Raw genomic sequence first — 15647 nt, forward strand, 5'->3', positions numbered from 1 at the left:
TCCCCGTTCGGGGCTGGTCAGGTCGGTGGTACGCGGGTGAAGCGGGAGGCCGTGTGGAGGTCTGCCTCTATGCGGGCGGCTGTTTCGCGCAGGGGTGGGAGGAGGAGGTCGACGCACTCCTCGGGGGTGTGGCGGGCCGCGTGGGTGGCGATGTCGGCCGCGGCGACCGTGTGGCCCGCGCGGTCGCGGATCGGGACGGCGATCGCGCGCAGGCCCGCTTCCAGTTCCGCGTCGACCAGGGAGTAGGGGCGGGGTGAGGCCTCGCCCGGGGTGTCCGCCGCGTTGGCCAGGAGGGCTCGGCCCAGGGCCGTGGCGTGGGCCGGGAGGCGGGTGCCGACCGTGATGTCCACGCTCATGATGCGGGGCGTGGCGGCTCGGGCCGTGTACTGGATCTCCTCGGCGGAGGGGGTCAGGACCGCGAGGGACGCCGACTCGTGGACCTCGGCCGCCAGGTCCTCCAGGTGGGGCTGGGCGATGCGGGCGAGCGAGGTGCGGGACAGGGGCGGGAAGCCCAGGGAGAGGACCCGGGGTGTGAGGGTGAAGGTGTGGGTGTCCGGTGCGTGCCGCACCAGGCCCAGGTGCTCGTAGGTGATCAGCGCTCTGCGTGCCGTCGCCCTCGCCAGGCCCGTCGCCTTCGCCGCCTCCGTCAGGGTCAGCGCCGGTCTGTCCTCGCCGAAGGCGGTCAGGACCGTCAGGCCGCGGGCCAGGGATTCCACGAACTCCCTTCCCAGTTCCTGTTTCGACGCCGCCGCCCAGGTCGCCAGGTCCGAGGGGACCGGCGTGGCCCGCGGAGGCGGCGGCTCCCGGAGGTCGTGCTCCATCGCCGCCACCGTTTCCCGCAGGCGCGGCAGCAGAGTCGTACGCAGGTTGTCCGCCGAGTGGCGGCTCGTGTGGCTCACCACGCTCGCCACGCAGGCGATCCGGCCCGTCGCCGGGTCCCGCACCGGCACCGAGACCGCCACCAGGCCCGGCTCGATCAACTGGTCGTCCAGCGACCAGCCGTCCCGCGCCGCGCGCGCGGTGCGCTCGGCGAAGTCGTCCGGCGCCGTGTGCCGCCTCGGCGGGATCGCCGGGAAGCCTGTGTCCTGCGGGTCGCTCGCGTGGCGTTCCCGCCAGCTCCGCCACTCCTTCCCTGTCCACTCCGTCGCGAACAGCGGGCCGGGGGCCGTGCGTTCGGCCGGCAGCAGGTCCCCGATGCGGAAGCTCAGGGACATGGCGCGGCGCCGGGTCGCCTGGTGGATGAAACGGATGCCGTCCCGGTCGCCGACCGCCAGCGACACCGACTCGTCCAGTTCGTCGGCGAGGGCGTCGGCGCGCGCGTCGAGCAGGGCGGGCAGGCGGAGGGCGGCCAGGTAGGCGTTGCCCAGTTCCATCAGGCGCGGGGTGAGGACGACGTCCCTGCCGTCGCGGCCCTCCAGGCGTACGTATCCCATGTGGGCGAGCGTCGCCGTGATGCGGTCCACCGTGGAGCGGGCCAGGCCCGTGGCGCGCTCCAGGCCGCTCGGGCTCAGCGTTCCGCCGGCCTCCGTCAGCCGTCGTAGCACCGCCACTCCCCGCATCAGCGGCGTGACCGCCTCGGCGGGGGCGGCCCCTTGGGGTTCCGGCGCGGCGGCTCCCTGAGGGTCTGGTGTCGTGTGCGCGGGTGCGGGCATCGGTTCGGTCGGTTCTCCGGTACGGCGGTGGCAGGACGCCTACCGTAGTCCCGGAGGGTGCCTGTGGTAGTCCCGGTGGGTGTCTGCGGTGGTTCCGGTGGGTGCCTGTGGTGTTCCGGTGCCTGCGGTGGTTCCGGCGGGTGTCTGCGGTGGTTCCGGTGGGTGCCTGCGGTGCAGACATGACGGACGGCTTCGGCAGTTGCGCCTACGGCCTCCCCGCGGCCGTCACTGCCGGGTCACCCGTACCTGGTAGTCCCCCTTCAGGTCTGCCGCGGCCACGTCGATACGGATCCTGGCCTTGGGGTCCTTGAAGGTCTGGCCGGGGGCGAAGGGGGCGTCGGAGAGTTCGGCGTGGACGTTGGGGCTGCTGGTGCAGCCGCCGGAGTCTCGGTGTGCGTCGTAGACGGTGATGGGGCCGTGGCCGGTGTCGACGTCCGCGTCGACCTTGTAGATCAGGACGCCCGGGCGGCACACCGCCTCGTCGTTGCCCTCGTGTGTGCGCAGTTCGATGACGTAGACCGTGCCGCCGTCGAGGGGCACGAAGACCAGTTTGGGGCCGCCAGGGCGCTCCAGCGGGGTGAGGGTGAACTCGGCCGTGCCCCGCTTCGCCGCGCAGCTCACCTGGTTCGGTTCCAGCCAGCCCAGTTTCCACTTGTGCCAGCCGAGCAGGTCGTTGTTGGCGCCCCAGTCCTCGCTCATGATGTCCCAGTGGCCGACCGCGCCGCCGCCCTCCTGGGTGTAGAGGTCGGGCAGGCCGAAGACGTGGCCGTTCTCGTGGGGGAGGACACGGAAGCCGGTGTGGTCGTAGGAGCCGGAGCCGTCGTCCTGACGGGAGTAGACGAAGGAGGCGTTCGCTATGGGTATGCCGTCGGCGGACGGTGCCTCGGTGTTGCCGGCGAAGGTCACGGACAGGACGGTGTCCAGAGCGGAGGGGCCGGCGTTGGGGGTCATCAGCACGTTGAGCAGGTCGTAGTCCCGGAAGTTCACCGTCGGGTCGGCCGCCGCCACGATGTCCCTGATGAGATCGCGGTAACCGGGGTCGAAGGGTGCGCCGCGTTCTATGCCGTACGCCTTGAAGGGCTTGGGCATGCGCAGCCACCGGGGTATCGGGGTCTCGGGACGGTAGTCGAGGCGGCCGTAGGAGGCGGTGCGGAACCACTCCTGGGTCTGCGGGAAGAACTCGTGGAAGCGGTCGAGCGCGCTGCCCTCGCCGCGGGCGTCCGAGAAGTCGATCATCACGGTCAGGGCGTGTACGACGCCGGTGGAGCGGGCGTAGCCGCGGGCCGTCGGCACGCCCTCCGTCATCTGTACGGTCGTGGGGCCGCTGATCATGCAGGGTGCGAGGGCGGGGGTGAAGGCCAGGGAGCCCGCCCCGGGCCCGGTCGTCCGGGCATCGGCCGTGAGGTGGGCGGTGCCCGCCGAGGTGCTGACCGCGAGGGTCAGTACGGTGACGGACGCGAGGGCGACGGCACGGCGCTTGCGTATCCGGCGGCGGGGCGGTGGCGGCTGCATGCGTGGACCTTTCGCTCCAGGCAGCCACCGGTTCGCTCAAGGCAGCCACCGGTCTCCGGCTGCACCCTTTCGCTCACCCTGTGTCACGGGGGCGGCGGGCGCGCGCTGGAGCGGTCCGGTCGTGGGACGGGCGGTCCGGGTGGTGGGGGTGGGGCCGGTCCCGGTGCTGGGGTGGGACGGTGCGGTCGAGGGGTGGGCGGTCCGGGCATGTGACGGGCGTTCCGGGCATGTGAAGGGCGGTCCGGTCGTGGGACCGGTGGTTCTGTCGTGTCGTGTCGTGTCGTGTCCAGGCGCGTCATGTCGCGGGGCCTGGGTTTGGTCGTACGTCGGGGGCCGTCCGGCATGGGCGGAACGGGACCCAGAGTGGTGTGGCGCAGGTCACAGAGAATCTCTTCGGGGGCGGGAAATAACCGGGGACCCCTTCCCCGTTTAGACCTGTGTCCGCGCGAAACGGGGAAGAGGTCCCCGGATCGCCGAACCGACCGACCCGAGGAGTACGCCGTGCACGCCGCGACGACCGCGAACCCCGTATCGCGCAAGGTGACCAGGCCCCGCGCCGACGCCCTGCGCAACCGGGAGCGCATCGTCACCGCCGCCCGCGAGATGTTCGTCGAGCACGGCCCCGAGGTGCCTCTCGACGAGATCGCCCGCCGGGCCGGCGTCGGCAACGCCACGCTGTACCGAAACTTCCCGGACCGCGACGCCCTCGTCCGCGAGGTCGTCTGCTGCGTCATGGACCGTACGGCGCTCGCGGCCGAGCAGGCGCTCGCGGAGACCGGCGACGCCTTCGAGGCACTCTCACGCTTCGTGCACGTCTCCGCCGACGAGCGGATCAGCGCGCTGTGCCCGATGGTCTCCAGCACCTTCGACAAGCACCACCCCGACCTGGAAGCCGCGCGCGAACGGGTCCATCGCCTCATCGAGGAGGTCATGGACCGGGCCAGGACGGCCGGGCAACTGCGTACGGACGTGGGCGTGGGCGACCTGATGGTCGCCGTGGCCCAGCTCAGCCGACCGCCGGCCGGCACCGCCTGTTTCAGCCTCGACCGCTTCGTACACCGTCATCTGCAGCTGTTCCTGGACGGACTGCGGGCCCCGGCCCGATCCGTCCTGCCGGGTGCGGCCACGACCCTGGAGGATCTCCGCCAGGCCTGAGATCGGGGCCGTACGGCCGATGAGTTCGGCGCCGTAGCCCGGTCATCACTCGCAACCGACCTTCTGCCAACGACCTTCCGTCAACGACCTTTCGCCAACGACCTTTCGCCAACGACGTTCGCCCGAGCGACTTTTCGTCGACGACCTTCCGTCAGCGACTTTCCGATAGCGAGCATTCGGCCGTCCAAGAGGGCGGGCCGTCACCTCACGTCACCCTTTTTCCGTCACGAAGTCCCGAAGTGGGTACCCCCATGTCTCAAACAGCCGCAAAGGCTCCCGGCGTCCTGGAGAAGTCCGGCGACGCCAACCGCTGGAAGGCGCTCGTCTTCATCGCGCTCGCCCAGCTGATGGTCGTCCTCGACGCGACCATCGTGAACATCGCCCTGCCCTCCGCCCAGAGCGACCTGGGCATCTCCGACGGCAACCGGCAGTGGGTCGTCACCGCCTACGCCCTCGCCTTCGGCGGACTGCTGCTCTTCGGCGGCCGCATCGCCGACCTGTGGGGCCGCAAGCGCGCCTTCGTGATCGGTCTGACCGGTTTCGCCGCGGCCTCCGCGCTCGGCGGCGCGGCCACGAGCGGGGCCATGATGTTCGGCGCCCGCGCTCTGCAGGGCGTCTTCGGCGCCATGCTCGCGCCCGCCGCTCTCTCCCTGCTCGCCGTGATGTTCACGGACGCCAAGGAGCGCGCCAAGGCGTTCGGCATCTACGGTGCGATCGCCGGTGGCGGCGGCGCCGTCGGCTTCATCCTGGGCGGCGTGCTCACCGAGTACCTGGACTGGCGCTGGACGTTCTTCGTGAACATCCCCTTCGCCATCGTCGCCGCGCTCGGCGCGTACTTCGTCATCCGTGAGCCGGAGGGCGGCCGCAACCGCAACCCGCTCGACATCCCCGGCGTTCTGCTGTCCACCCTCGGTCTGGTCTCGCTGGTCTACGGCTTCACCCGCGCCGAGTCCGACGGCTGGGGCGACTCGACGACGATCGGCCTGTTCATCGCCTCCGCGGTGCTCCTGCTGGCCTTCGTCATCACCGAGGCCAAGGTCAAGGCCCCGCTGCTGCCCCTGCGCGTGATCACCGACCGCAACCGCGGCGGCATCTACCTCTCCCTCGGCATCGCCGTCATCGCGATGTTCGGCACGTTCCTGTTCCTGACCTACTACCTCCAGGTGATCAACGGCTACTCGCCGATCAAGACGGGCTTCGCCTTCCTGCCGATGATCGCGGGCATGATGGTCGGCTCCACCCAGATCGGCGCCCGGCTGATGACCCGGGTCCCGGCCCGGGCGCTGATGGGGCCCGGCTTCCTGGTCGCCGCCGTCGGCATGCTGCTGATGACGCAGCTGGAGATCGGCTCGTCGTACGCCTCGACGATCCTGCCCGCGATGCTGCTGCTGGGTCTTGGCATGGGTACGGCGTTCATGCCGGCCATGTCCCTGGCCACCCTGGGCGTCGAGCCCCGGGACGCCGGTGTCGCCTCCGCGATGGTCAACACCTCGCAGCAGGTGGGCGGCGCGATCGGTACGGCCCTGCTGAACACGATCGCCGCGTCCGCGACGACGGCGTACATCAAGGACCACATCGCGGGTGCGACCTCCAAGTCGCAGGCGCAGCTGGTCCAGATGCAGGGCGCGGTGCACGGCTACACCAACGCGATCTGGATCGCGGTCGGCATGCTGGTGCTCGCCGCCGTGATCGTCGTGGCCCTGGTCAACGCAGGCCGCCCCGGCTCGACCGTCGTGGCCGGCTCCGAGGAGGGCGCCGAGGACGAGGTGGCCGTCCCGGTGATCGCCCACTGACGGAACGGCCGTACCCCTTCGGAACCACCGTTGCGCGAGGAGGAAGGGGACGCCTCCCGCGTACGGCACCAGGACCTGCCCTGGCCCGCTGAGTGAGCGGCTCAGCGGAGCCAGGGCAGGTCCGCACCCGCTTCGTTCGGCTGAAGTCCCTCGGCGACGATCTGCATGATCTCGCCGAGGGACTTCTGCTGTTCGGGGGTCAGCCGGTCGAACAGTGCCTGGCGTACGGCGTCCACATGGCCCGGCGCGGTGCGCCGCAGCACTTCCCGGCCCTCGTCGGTCAGCACGGCGAACTGACCCCGCTTGTCGGAGGGGCAGTCCTCGCGGCGCACCCAGCCGTTCTTCTCCAGCCGGGCGACGGCGTGGGAGAGGCGGGAACGGGTGATCTTGGCGTGCATGGCCAGCTCGGTCATCCGAAGGCGGCGGCGCGGGGATTCGGCGAGCTTGACCAGCAGGCCGTAGTAGATGTGCGGCATGCCCGCGTCGCGCTGCAGCTGCCGGTCGAGGTGGTCCTCGAGGAGGGTGGTGGCGTGCAGGTAGGCACGCCAGACGCGCTGTTCGTCGGCCGTGAGCCAGCGCGGAGCGGCGGGGGCGGGCTGCTCGGGGGCCGACGCGGGGGCGGAGCCGGAGGAAGGTGCCGTGTTCATGTATTTACTCTACGGGGTGTTCCTTGAACCTTGAACTATCTCGGCGTAGGCTTCGAAAGAAAGCTTTAGAGTTCAAGCAACTGCGTCCAAGCAACTGAGTTCAAGCAACTGAGTTCAAGCAACAGCCCAGGGAGTCACCGTCATGTCCGCCACCGCCCGGGAGCGCATGCCCGCCCTCTACCTCAGCCATGGCGCCCCGCCGCTCGCGGACGACGCCGTCTGGCCCGGCCAGCTCGCCGCCTGGTCCGCCGGTCTGCCCCGCCCCAGGGCGATCCTCATGGTCTCCGCCCACTGGGAGGAGGCCCCGCTCGCCCTCGGCGCCACCGACACGGTCCCCCTGGTCTACGACTTCTGGGGCTTCCCCGAGCGCTACTACCAGGTGACGTACGCCGCCCCCGGCGCCCCCGAGCTCGCCGAGAGCGTGCGCAAGCTGCTGCGCGCCCCGGGCATGCCCGTGCAGGACGTGCCGGACCGCGGCCTGGACCACGGCGCCTACGTCCCGCTCGTCGAGATGTTCCCCGCCGCCGACCTCCCCGTCCTCCAGGTGTCCATGCCGACCCTCGATCCCGTGCGCCTCATGGACATCGGGCGCAGGCTCGCGCCGCTGCGCGACGAGGGGGTGCTGATCGTCGGCTCCGGCTTCTTCACCCACAACCTGGCGGCGCTGCGCCATGCCGGCGAGGGCGTGCCGAGCTGGTCCTCGGAGTTCGACGACTGGGGCCGGCGTGCCCTGGAGGCCCGCGACTGGGACGGCCTGCTCAACTTCCTCGACAAGGCCCCGGCGGGCCGCTACGCCCACCCGCGCACCGAGCACTTCGCCCCGCTGTTCGTGACCATGGGCGCGGCGGAGGCCGGCGGCGAGCTGGACGCGCAGAAGTCGGTGATCGACGGCTTCTGGATGGGAATGGCCAAGCGGTCGGTTCAGTTCGGCTGAGAGGACCGCACATCGCCGCTGCGCCGGCCGCGATCCGCGGGGTGGCTGAAACATGTGCGCCCGAGCCGCGTACAACCATGGTGTGGAGAGTCTGGGAATCTCCTGAGAGTCCGGGTTTGCGGCAACCTTCCGCCGCTGCGGGCCGTCCATCAGGGTGGAGGGCGTCGAAGGCGACGCTCTCCACCGGCGAGCGGCGAGCGGGGGCGTGTGGTGCGCGCACGCGGTGACCGTGGCGTGGGCTGCGGTGATCGCGCCGCGGAACTGCGACATCCGTGTGACGGGCGCCTCGTGCGGGGGTGGATCGGTGGGCCCTCCGGGGCCTGAGGGGATCTCCCGGGTCCCGTCCTGACCTGGGGTTCCGCACGCGCCGGAGAGGCGCTCGGCGCGCTGCGGCGCCGCAGGGTACTGCATGATCAGAAAAATTGGAGGGCGGGTTGGGAATTCTGTCCGGTTTCAAGTCGTTGTTCCCATCGGATGCCGGGCACCCGAGGAGAGTTCCGAAGGCAGTGCCGAGTGTCCGAAGGACCCCCCGCTGACCCACCATCGCAAGGGAGCACGCATGGCAACCCGTGCCGTCGCCCGTCGTCAGTCCGCCACCGGCGAGACGGCCGACGCGGCAAGCAGTGTTCGCGCCCACGGCGGCGAGATCGCCGACCGCGACCTGGTCGGCATGTACCTCGACGAGATCGCGCGTACACCGCTGCTCGACGCCGCCAAGGAGGTCGAGCTGTCCCAGGTCATCGAGGCGGGCGTGTTCGCGCGGCAGATCCTCGACGGGTACGAGGAGTCCGAGGCGGATGCCACCCGTGAGGAGCTCGAGGCCCTGGTGGCCGAGGGAGAGCGGGCCAAGGACGTCTTCATCCGTTCCAACCTGCGCCTGGTCGTCGCGGTGGCCCGTCGCTATCCGCGCAGCGGCCTGCCGCTCCTGGACCTGATCCAGGAGGGCAACGCGGGTCTGGTGCGCGCGGTGGAGAAGTTCGACTACCGCAAGGGCTTCAAGTTCTCGACGTACGCCACCTGGTGGATACGCCAGGCGATCACGCGCTCGATCGCGGACCAGTCCCGCACCATCCGGCTCCCCGTCCACCTCGTGGAGGAGCTGGGCCGCATCCGCCGTGTCCAGCGCGAGTTCAACCGGGAGCACGGCCGCGACCCGGAGCCCGCGGAGATCGCCGCGGAGCTGGGCGCGACGCCGGAGCGTGTCTCGGACGTGCTCGACTGGGCCCGTGACCCGGTCTCGCTGAACATGTCGGTGGACGACGAGGGCGAGACCCAGTTCGGCGACCTCCTGGAGGACACCTCCGCGGTGTCGCCCGAGCAGTCGGTGATGACCCTGCTGCGCAGCGAGGAGCTCGACGACCTGATCGGCCGCCTCGACCAGCGCACGGCGTCCATCATCAAGATGCGGTACGGCATCGAGGACGGCCGTGAGCGCACGCTGACCGAGGTCGGCAAGGAGCACGGCCTCACCCGCGAGCGCATCCGCCAGATCGAGAAGCACGCGCTGCTGGAGCTGAAGAAGCTGGCCCGCGACACGGGCTTCGACGCCGCGGCGTGACGACGGCGCGGTGATGGTGCGGCGCGGCGCAAGCGGTGTACGGCAGTGGACGGAGTGACGGTCGGCTGATGATGCGGGGGGTGGGCGTGCGACGGGACGTTCGTCGTCGGCGGGCGTGACCGCGTACGCCCGGTGGCGAAAGACAGCGCAAACATGGCTGTGTACCGTCGCTTCAACGGGAAGCGCCACGGGAAAAACCCTCCCGAGCACAGCAGTTCGGTTGCGACACGGCCTTCCGGCCGGTGGCATCCGCGACTGAACGTCATGCCCGTCCGATCGTCCCGAACGGTTCGAACGTATGGAATGTCCGGCATGCTCGGCACGTTCGGACGCATGAGCACTGACACATGAGCCACGTCCCGACGCACTCCCCCCCGGCGCCGGGACCTTCCCCGAGTCGGGCTTCGGCGCTCACCCCCCCGGGCGCCGAAGCCCGGCTCTACTTGTGTCCGAGTCTTTCCGAGGAGCTGAGGGGCCGAGGGGCTGAGGGGCCGAGGGGCTGAGGGGCCGACGCGCCGAGGGACCGGGGTGCGGGACGGCGGGTGCGGGCGCGCTGGAGAGGCGGGGCACCCCGAACCTGAACCCCGGGGTGGCCCGCCCAGATGGCAGATTCTGCCACACGGGCATAGCCTGCCGACGTGATCAGCTCCACCTCCGCTCCTCGCAAGCCGCCCTCCTCCCTGACCGAGCGCCGCAAGGCCGCCACACGCATGGAGATCGCCCGAGCGGCGGCCCGCCTCTTCGTGACCCAGGGTCTGCGCGCGACCCGCGCCGAGGACATCGCCCGGACCGCCGGCATCGCCCCGCGCACCTTCTACCGCTACTTCGCCACGAAGGAGGAGGCCGTGGCTCCGCTCTACGCGGCGGGCGCACAGCGGTGGACGGACGCGGTGCGGGCGGCCCCGGCCGAACTCCCCGTGCCCGAGGCCCTGGCGCACGCGGTGCGCCACACCCTGACCCCCGGCACCGGCGTCTCGGCCGCCTCCTGGCAGTGGGTCCGTACCCTCATCCGCCTGGCCGGGACCAGCCCGGCGGTGCGCAAGGTCTGGGCCGACGTCTGCCGTGACGCGGAGCGGGCACTGGCGGAGGTGCTGGCGACCCGGACGGGCGTCCGGGACAACGTTGCCGAGCCCTCCGCCCATGACAGGGCCGGTGACCCGGCGGGGGCCGCCGCCCCGGGGCTCCGCCTCTCCGCCGCCGTGGGGAGTGCCGCCGTACGGGTGGCCGTGGAGGCCTGGGCCACCGGAGACGCGGACGCGGACGGCCCGCAGGGCCCGGCTGCGCTGGCCCTGCGCAACCTCGCGGCCCTGCGGGACTTCGCCTGGGAAACCGGCCCCGTCCCAGACCCCGGCTCCGTCCCGGACCCCGGCTCTGTCCCGGACCCCGGCTCTGTCCCGGACTCCGGCTCTGTCCCGGACTCCGGCTCTGTCCCGGACTCCGGCTCTGTCCCGGACTCCGGCTCTGTCCCGGACTCCGGCTCTGTCCCGGACCCCGGCCCCGTCCCGGACTCCGGCTCTGTCCCGGACTCCGGCTCTGTCCCGGACTCCGGCTCCGTCCCGGACTCCGGCTCCGTCCCGGACCCCGGCTTCGTCCGGGACCTCGACCCCGGCCCTGGCCCCAGGCCGGACCCCGGCCCAGCCCCTGGCCCCAGCCCGGGCCCCCGCCCCGGCCCGGGCGCCTGACCTGCTGTCACGCCCGCCGCGGAGCGTCGTCCGCCGCCCGTGTCAGGCGCGCCCCCAACGCCCGTACGCACTCCACCAGTTCCGCCGGTTCCCGCACCGTGAACGGGTGGCCGAGCATGGCCAGCCGGACCGCCAGCCACTCGACCGAGTCCCCGGTCGTGGCCCGCAGCCGGCACCCGCCGTCCGCCAGTGGCTCCGGGGTACCCAGCCAGGCGGGCAGCCGCTCCGCGACGACCTCGGCGGGCGCCTCGAAGACCACCGAGAAGGCGTACGTCTCCTGCCGCCGCTGCATGGACTGACGCAGATACTCGGCCGCGTTCCCGGTCGGCAGCTCGCGCGGGTCGAACCGCGCGCCGGTCGCGAACGGCTCGCTCACCCGGTCGACGCGGAACGTCCGCCAGTCCGCCCGGTCCACGTCGTACGCCACGAGGTACCAGCGCCGCCCGGTCGACACCAGCCGGTACGGCTCGGTCAGCCGGCGCGTCGCGGTGCCGTCGCCGGCCCGGTAGGCGAACCGCAGCCGCTCCCGGCCCGCGATCGCCGACGCCATGACGGTCAGCGTCTCCGGCGCGACGCTCGCGCCGTCACCGCTGGTCAGCGGGGTCGTCGCGGCCTGGAGGGTGGAGACGCGGTGACGCAGCCGGGCCGGCAGCACCTGCTCCAGCTTCGCCAGCGCCCGCACCGAGGCCTCGTCCACGCCCTCGATCGCGTGTCCGGCCCCCGCGCGCAGCCCGACCGCGATCGCCACCGCCTCCTCGTCGTCGAGCACCAGCGGCGGCATCGCCTTGCCCGCGACCAGCCGGTACCCGCCGTCGGAGCCCCTGGTCGCCTGCACCGGATAGCCCAGCTCACGCAACCGGTCCACGTCCCGGCGCACGGTGCGCCGGGACACCCCGAGCCGCTCGGCGAGCTCGCCGCCGGGCCACTCGCGGGGCGTCTGAAGCAGCGAGAGAAGCTGGAACAGTCGGGCCGGTGTGTCCGTCGTCATGGAGACGAGGATGCCGCACATCTAGGACATGACCTGACCTAGAGGGGTTCTAGCTTGTGGTCCATGACCTCCACCGGAACCACAACCTCCCCCGACAGTGCAGCGCAGACCGCCGACCGCCGTCGTTGGTTCGCGCTGGCGATCGTGATGACCGCGGCCTTCATGGACCTCGTGGACGTCACGATCGTCAACATCGCGATCCCCTCGATACAGCGGGACGCGGGCGCGTCCTTCAGTCAGATCCAGTGGATCACCGCCGGTTACGCGCTCGCCTTCGCGGCCGGCCTGATCACCGGCGGCCGGCTCGGCGACATCCACGGCCGCAAGCGGCTGTTCCTCGTCGGCATCGGCGGCTTCACCCTCGCCTCCGCCCTGTGCGGCTTCGCCGCGAACCCCGAGATGCTGGTCGCCTCCCGGATCCTCCAGGGCGGCATGGCGGCGATGATGGTCCCGCAGGTGCTGTCGATCGTGCACGCCACCTTCCCGGCGCACGAGCGCGGCAAGGTCTTCGGCCTGTTCGGCGCGATCGTCGGCCTGGGCGCGGTCTCCGGCCCGCTGCTCGGCGCGCTGCTCACCGAGTGGAACCTGTTCGGCCTCGAATGGCGGCCGATCTTCCTCATCAACCTGCCCGTCGGCGTGGTGGCGTTCCTTCTCGGCAGCCGCTTCATCACCGAGTCGAAGGCGCCGCGCGCGCTGAAGCTGGACCTGGTCGGCGTCGCCCTCGTGACGCTCGGGCTGCTGATGCTGCTCTACCCGCTGACCCGGGGCCGCGAGCTGGGCTGGCCGCTGTGGGGGTATGCGTCGATGGCGGGCGCGCTGGTCGTCTTCGCGGCGCTGGTGGCGTACGAGCGCCGGAAGGCGGCGCGGGACGGCTCCCCGCTGGTCGAGCTGTCGCTGTTCCGGGTGAAGAGCTTCGCGGCGGGCATCGCGGTGCAGACCGTCTTCGGAGTCGCCCTGGGCGTGTTCTTCCTGGTGTGGACGCTGTACATGCAGGTCGGTCTGGGCTGGAGCCCGCTGCGGGCGGGCCTGACCGGGGTGCCGTTCTCGATCGCGGTGTCCGTGGCGGCCGGGATGTCGGTGCAGAAGCTGGTCCCGCGCTTCGGCCGCAAGGTGCTCCAGGCGGGCGCGCTGCTGATGGCGGCCGGCGTGCTGCTCTACGTCTGGGAGTCCGGGCGGTACGGCCAGCACATCGCTCCCTGGCAGATGGCGCTTCCGCTGGTGGTGATGGGCGCCGGCATGGGCCTGATCGTCGCCCCGCTGACGGACGCGGTGCTGTCGGAGGTGCCGCGCGAGCACGCCGGTTCGGCCTCCGGCCTGATCAACACCGTGCAGCAGATGGGCAACGCGCTGGGGCTCGGGCTGGTGTCGGTGGTGTTCTTCGGAGAGATCGGGGACCGGCTGACCCCGGCCCAGGTCGGTCCGGCCTTCGTCGACGCCTTCCGGCACGCGCTGCTCTGGGTGGCCGCGGTGCTGGTCGTCATCTTCGCCCTGATGTCCGCCCTGCCCAAGCGCCCGGCCCAGCATGTCGAGGGCGCCGGTGAGCAGCCCGCGGACCAGGCCCGGGGGTCGGAGCCGGAGCCGGAGCGGGAACTCGTCGGCTGAGCACGTCCGGTGGAGGAGCCCGGTACCGATGGCGGTACCGGGCTCTTGCCTGCGCGGTCGTACGCGGTCGTACATGGTCGTACGCGGCTGCCTCCACGCCGTTTCCGGGCCGTGGCCCCCGGATGTCCGACCAAAAGCCCATCCGAAGCCCATCCGAAGCCCATCCGAAGTCCGATCGTGCCCGTTCCTGGCCCGAACCTGTTTACTTTCCGGACATCGGGGCGTAGCCTCAGGCCGAAACCACAGGTTCGGGCATCGGTCGGAGGTAAACGGACATGTACGCACCCGAGCGACAGCAGGAGATCCTCCGGCTCGCCCGTGACGGCGGCCGGGTGGACGTCGTGTCGCTCGCCGAGGAGTTCCAGGTGACGGCGGAGACGATCCGCCGGGACCTGAAGGCCCTCGACCGGGCCGGCCTGCTGCGCCGGGTGCACGGCGGCGCCATTCCGGCCGGCCGCCTCGACTTCGAGCCGGACCTCACCGAGCGCGAGTCCACCGCGGCCGACGAGAAGGACCGCATCGTCAAGGCGGCCCTGGCCGAACTGCCCACCGAGGGCACGCTGATCCTCGACGCCGGCACCACGGTGGCCCGCCTGGCCGCCGCCCTGCCCCTGGAGGCCGAGCTCACCGTCGTCACACACTCGCTCCCCATCGCGGCCCGCCTCGCCGACCACCCCGGCCTCCAGCTCCACCTGGTCGGCGGGCGCGTACGGCACCGTACGCGGGCCGCCGTGGACGCCTGGGCGCTGCGGGCCTACGGCGAGATCCGCGCCGACGTGCTGTTCGTGGCCGCCAACGGCTACTCCGCCGAACACGGTCTGACCACCCCCGACCTCGCCGAGGCGGCGGTGAAGCGCGCGGCGATCGCCGCCGCCCGCCGCGTGGTGCTGCTCGCCGACTCCACCAAGCACGGCCAGGAGCACTTCGCCCGCTTCGGTGGCCTGGGCGACGTGGACCTGCTGATCACCGACAGCGGGCTGAGCCCCGAGGACGCCGCCGTCATCGAGCGTGGCGGCACGGAAGTAGTACGCGCATGATCGTCACCGTCACCCCCAACCCGTCCCTGGACCGCACCTACGAGGTGCCCTCCCTCGACCGGGGCGAGGTCGTCCGGGCCACCGGCGAGCGAGTGGACCCGGGAGGCAAGGGCGTGAACGTCTCGCGTGCCGTCGCCGCCGCCGGACGGCGCACGGTCGCCGTACTGCCCCTGGGCGGTGCGCCGGGCGCCCTCGTCGCCGAACTGCTCGACGCGCAGGGCATCGAGGTCGCCCCGGTCCCGGTCGCCGGGGCCACTCGCTCCAACATCGCGCTCGCCGAGTCCGACGGCGTCCTGACGAAGATCAACGCACCCGGCCCGCGGCTGTCCGCCGAGGAGCAGGAACTGCTGCTGGAGACCGTGCGACGGCAGTCGCGCGGCGCGGACTGGATCGCCTGCTGCGGCAGCCTGCCGCGCGGACTCGCGCCGTCCTGGTACGCCGACCTGGTCGCGCGGGCGCACGCAGCCGGCGTACGCATCGCCCTGGACACCTCCGGACCCGCCCTGCTGCACGCGCTGCGCGAGGGCCCGGACGTGGTCAAACCGAACGCCGAGGAACTCGCCGAGGCCGTCGGACGCCCCCTGGCGACGGTGGGCGACGCGCTGAAGGCCGCCGAGGAACTGCGCGGACTGGGCGCGCGCGCCGTGCTGGCCAGCCTGGGCGCCGACGGGCAGCTGCTCGTGGACGGTTCGGGCGCCTGGTACGGCAGCGCGCGCGTCGACGCCGTCCGCAGCAACGTCGGCGCCGGCGACTCCTCGCTGGCCGGCTTCCTGATCGCGGGCGGCACCGGCCCCGAGGCCCTGGCCTCCGCCGTCGCCCACGGCGCCGCCGCCGTGCGGCTGCCCGGCAGCGTGATGCCGACCCCGGGCGACCTGGACCCGGCGGCGGTCACGGTCACGGCGGAGGTGCCGGTCGACCGCGCCCTGACAGAGCCGGTGCCATGACCGCCCCCGCCATGACCGCCCCTGCCCCTGATCCCCGCCGCGCCACCGCCCCCGCTCCCCGGCGCCGCACCACACGTGTGCCCCTCCCCGACGGCGCCTCCACCCCCGTCCCCACGTCCCCTTCCCTCTCCCGTCCCCACCCC

Annotated in this window: 11 protein-coding genes and 1 pseudogene; 8 read left to right on the forward strand and 4 right to left on the reverse strand. The window is 72.1% G+C overall.

Translation table 11 applies throughout. The features are described 5' to 3' along the window. Positions 1-17: 17 nt before the first annotated feature. Both ABZ484_RS00785 and ABZ484_RS00790 read right to left on the reverse strand, forming a co-directional pair. Positions 18-1559 carry an IclR family transcriptional regulator C-terminal domain-containing protein gene (locus ABZ484_RS00785; protein WP_358863766.1) on the reverse strand — a complete coding sequence of 514 codons (1542 nt, stop codon included), beginning with the start codon at positions 1557-1559 and terminating at the stop codon, positions 18-20. Positions 1560-1877: 318 nt separating this feature from the next. Further along, positions 1878-3164, reverse strand: coding sequence for a M6 family metalloprotease domain-containing protein (locus tag ABZ484_RS00790; protein ID WP_358863717.1), 1287 nt, complete (start codon positions 3162-3164; stop codon positions 1878-1880). 501 nt (positions 3165-3665) lie between these two features. On the opposite strand from ABZ484_RS00790, the gene ABZ484_RS00795 reads away from it, so the two are divergent. Continuing rightward, positions 3666-4319, forward strand: coding sequence for a helix-turn-helix domain-containing protein (locus ABZ484_RS00795; protein WP_358863718.1), 654 nt, complete (start codon positions 3666-3668; stop codon positions 4317-4319). A gap of 251 nt (positions 4320-4570) precedes the next feature. Further along, positions 4571-6112, forward strand: a complete 1542-nt coding sequence (locus tag ABZ484_RS00800; RefSeq protein ID WP_358863719.1) for an MFS transporter — start codon at positions 4571-4573, stop codon at positions 6110-6112. Between the two features lie 101 nt (positions 6113-6213). Here ABZ484_RS00800 and ABZ484_RS00805 read toward each other — a convergent pair whose 3' ends face one another. Beyond that, the gene (locus ABZ484_RS00805) at positions 6214-6759 is read right to left on the reverse strand and encodes a MarR family transcriptional regulator (RefSeq protein ID WP_358863720.1); all 546 of its coding nucleotides are present in this window, start codon (positions 6757-6759) and stop codon (positions 6214-6216) included. A gap of 142 nt (positions 6760-6901) precedes the next feature. Here ABZ484_RS00805 and ABZ484_RS00810 point away from each other — a divergent pair, with 142 nt between their 5' ends. The 3 genes and pseudogenes from ABZ484_RS00810 to ABZ484_RS00820 all read left to right on the forward strand — a co-directional run. Continuing rightward, the gene (locus ABZ484_RS00810; protein WP_358863721.1) at positions 6902-7693 is read left to right on the forward strand and encodes a class III extradiol ring-cleavage dioxygenase; all 792 of its coding nucleotides are present in this window, start codon (positions 6902-6904) and stop codon (positions 7691-7693) included. A gap of 559 nt (positions 7694-8252) precedes the next feature. Next, a complete protein-coding gene (locus tag ABZ484_RS00815; protein WP_358863722.1) occupies positions 8253-9251 on the forward strand; it encodes a sigma-70 family RNA polymerase sigma factor in 999 nt (332 codons plus the stop codon). A gap of 638 nt (positions 9252-9889) precedes the next feature. Continuing rightward, positions 9890-10588: pseudogene (locus ABZ484_RS00820) on the forward strand (TetR family transcriptional regulator); the annotation flags it as partial. A 352-nt stretch (positions 10589-10940) separates the two neighbouring features. Here ABZ484_RS00820 and ABZ484_RS00825 read toward each other — a convergent pair. After that, positions 10941-11921, reverse strand: coding sequence for a YafY family protein (locus ABZ484_RS00825; protein WP_358863723.1), 981 nt, complete (start codon positions 11919-11921; stop codon positions 10941-10943). Positions 11922-11984: 63 nt separating this feature from the next. Here ABZ484_RS00825 and ABZ484_RS00830 point away from each other — a divergent pair, with 63 nt between their 5' ends. From ABZ484_RS00830 to pfkB, 3 genes are all read left to right on the forward strand, one after another. Beyond that, positions 11985-13523 (forward strand): MFS transporter, encoded by a 1539-nt coding sequence (locus ABZ484_RS00830; protein ID WP_358863724.1) that lies wholly within the window; start codon positions 11985-11987, stop codon positions 13521-13523. 275 nt (positions 13524-13798) lie between these two features. After that, positions 13799-14560 carry a DeoR/GlpR family DNA-binding transcription regulator gene (locus ABZ484_RS00835; RefSeq protein ID WP_358863725.1) on the forward strand — a complete coding sequence of 254 codons (762 nt, stop codon included), beginning with the start codon at positions 13799-13801 and terminating at the stop codon, positions 14558-14560. Beyond that, the gene (gene pfkB / locus ABZ484_RS00840) at positions 14557-15504 is read left to right on the forward strand and encodes a 1-phosphofructokinase (RefSeq protein ID WP_358863726.1); all 948 of its coding nucleotides are present in this window, start codon (positions 14557-14559) and stop codon (positions 15502-15504) included. Before ABZ484_RS00835 ends, pfkB begins: the two co-directional genes overlap by 4 nt. Positions 15505-15647 lie beyond the last annotated feature (143 nt).

The organism is Streptomyces sp. NPDC006393 (assembly GCF_040628575.1).
Taxonomy (GTDB): domain Bacteria; phylum Actinomycetota; class Actinomycetes; order Streptomycetales; family Streptomycetaceae; genus Streptomyces.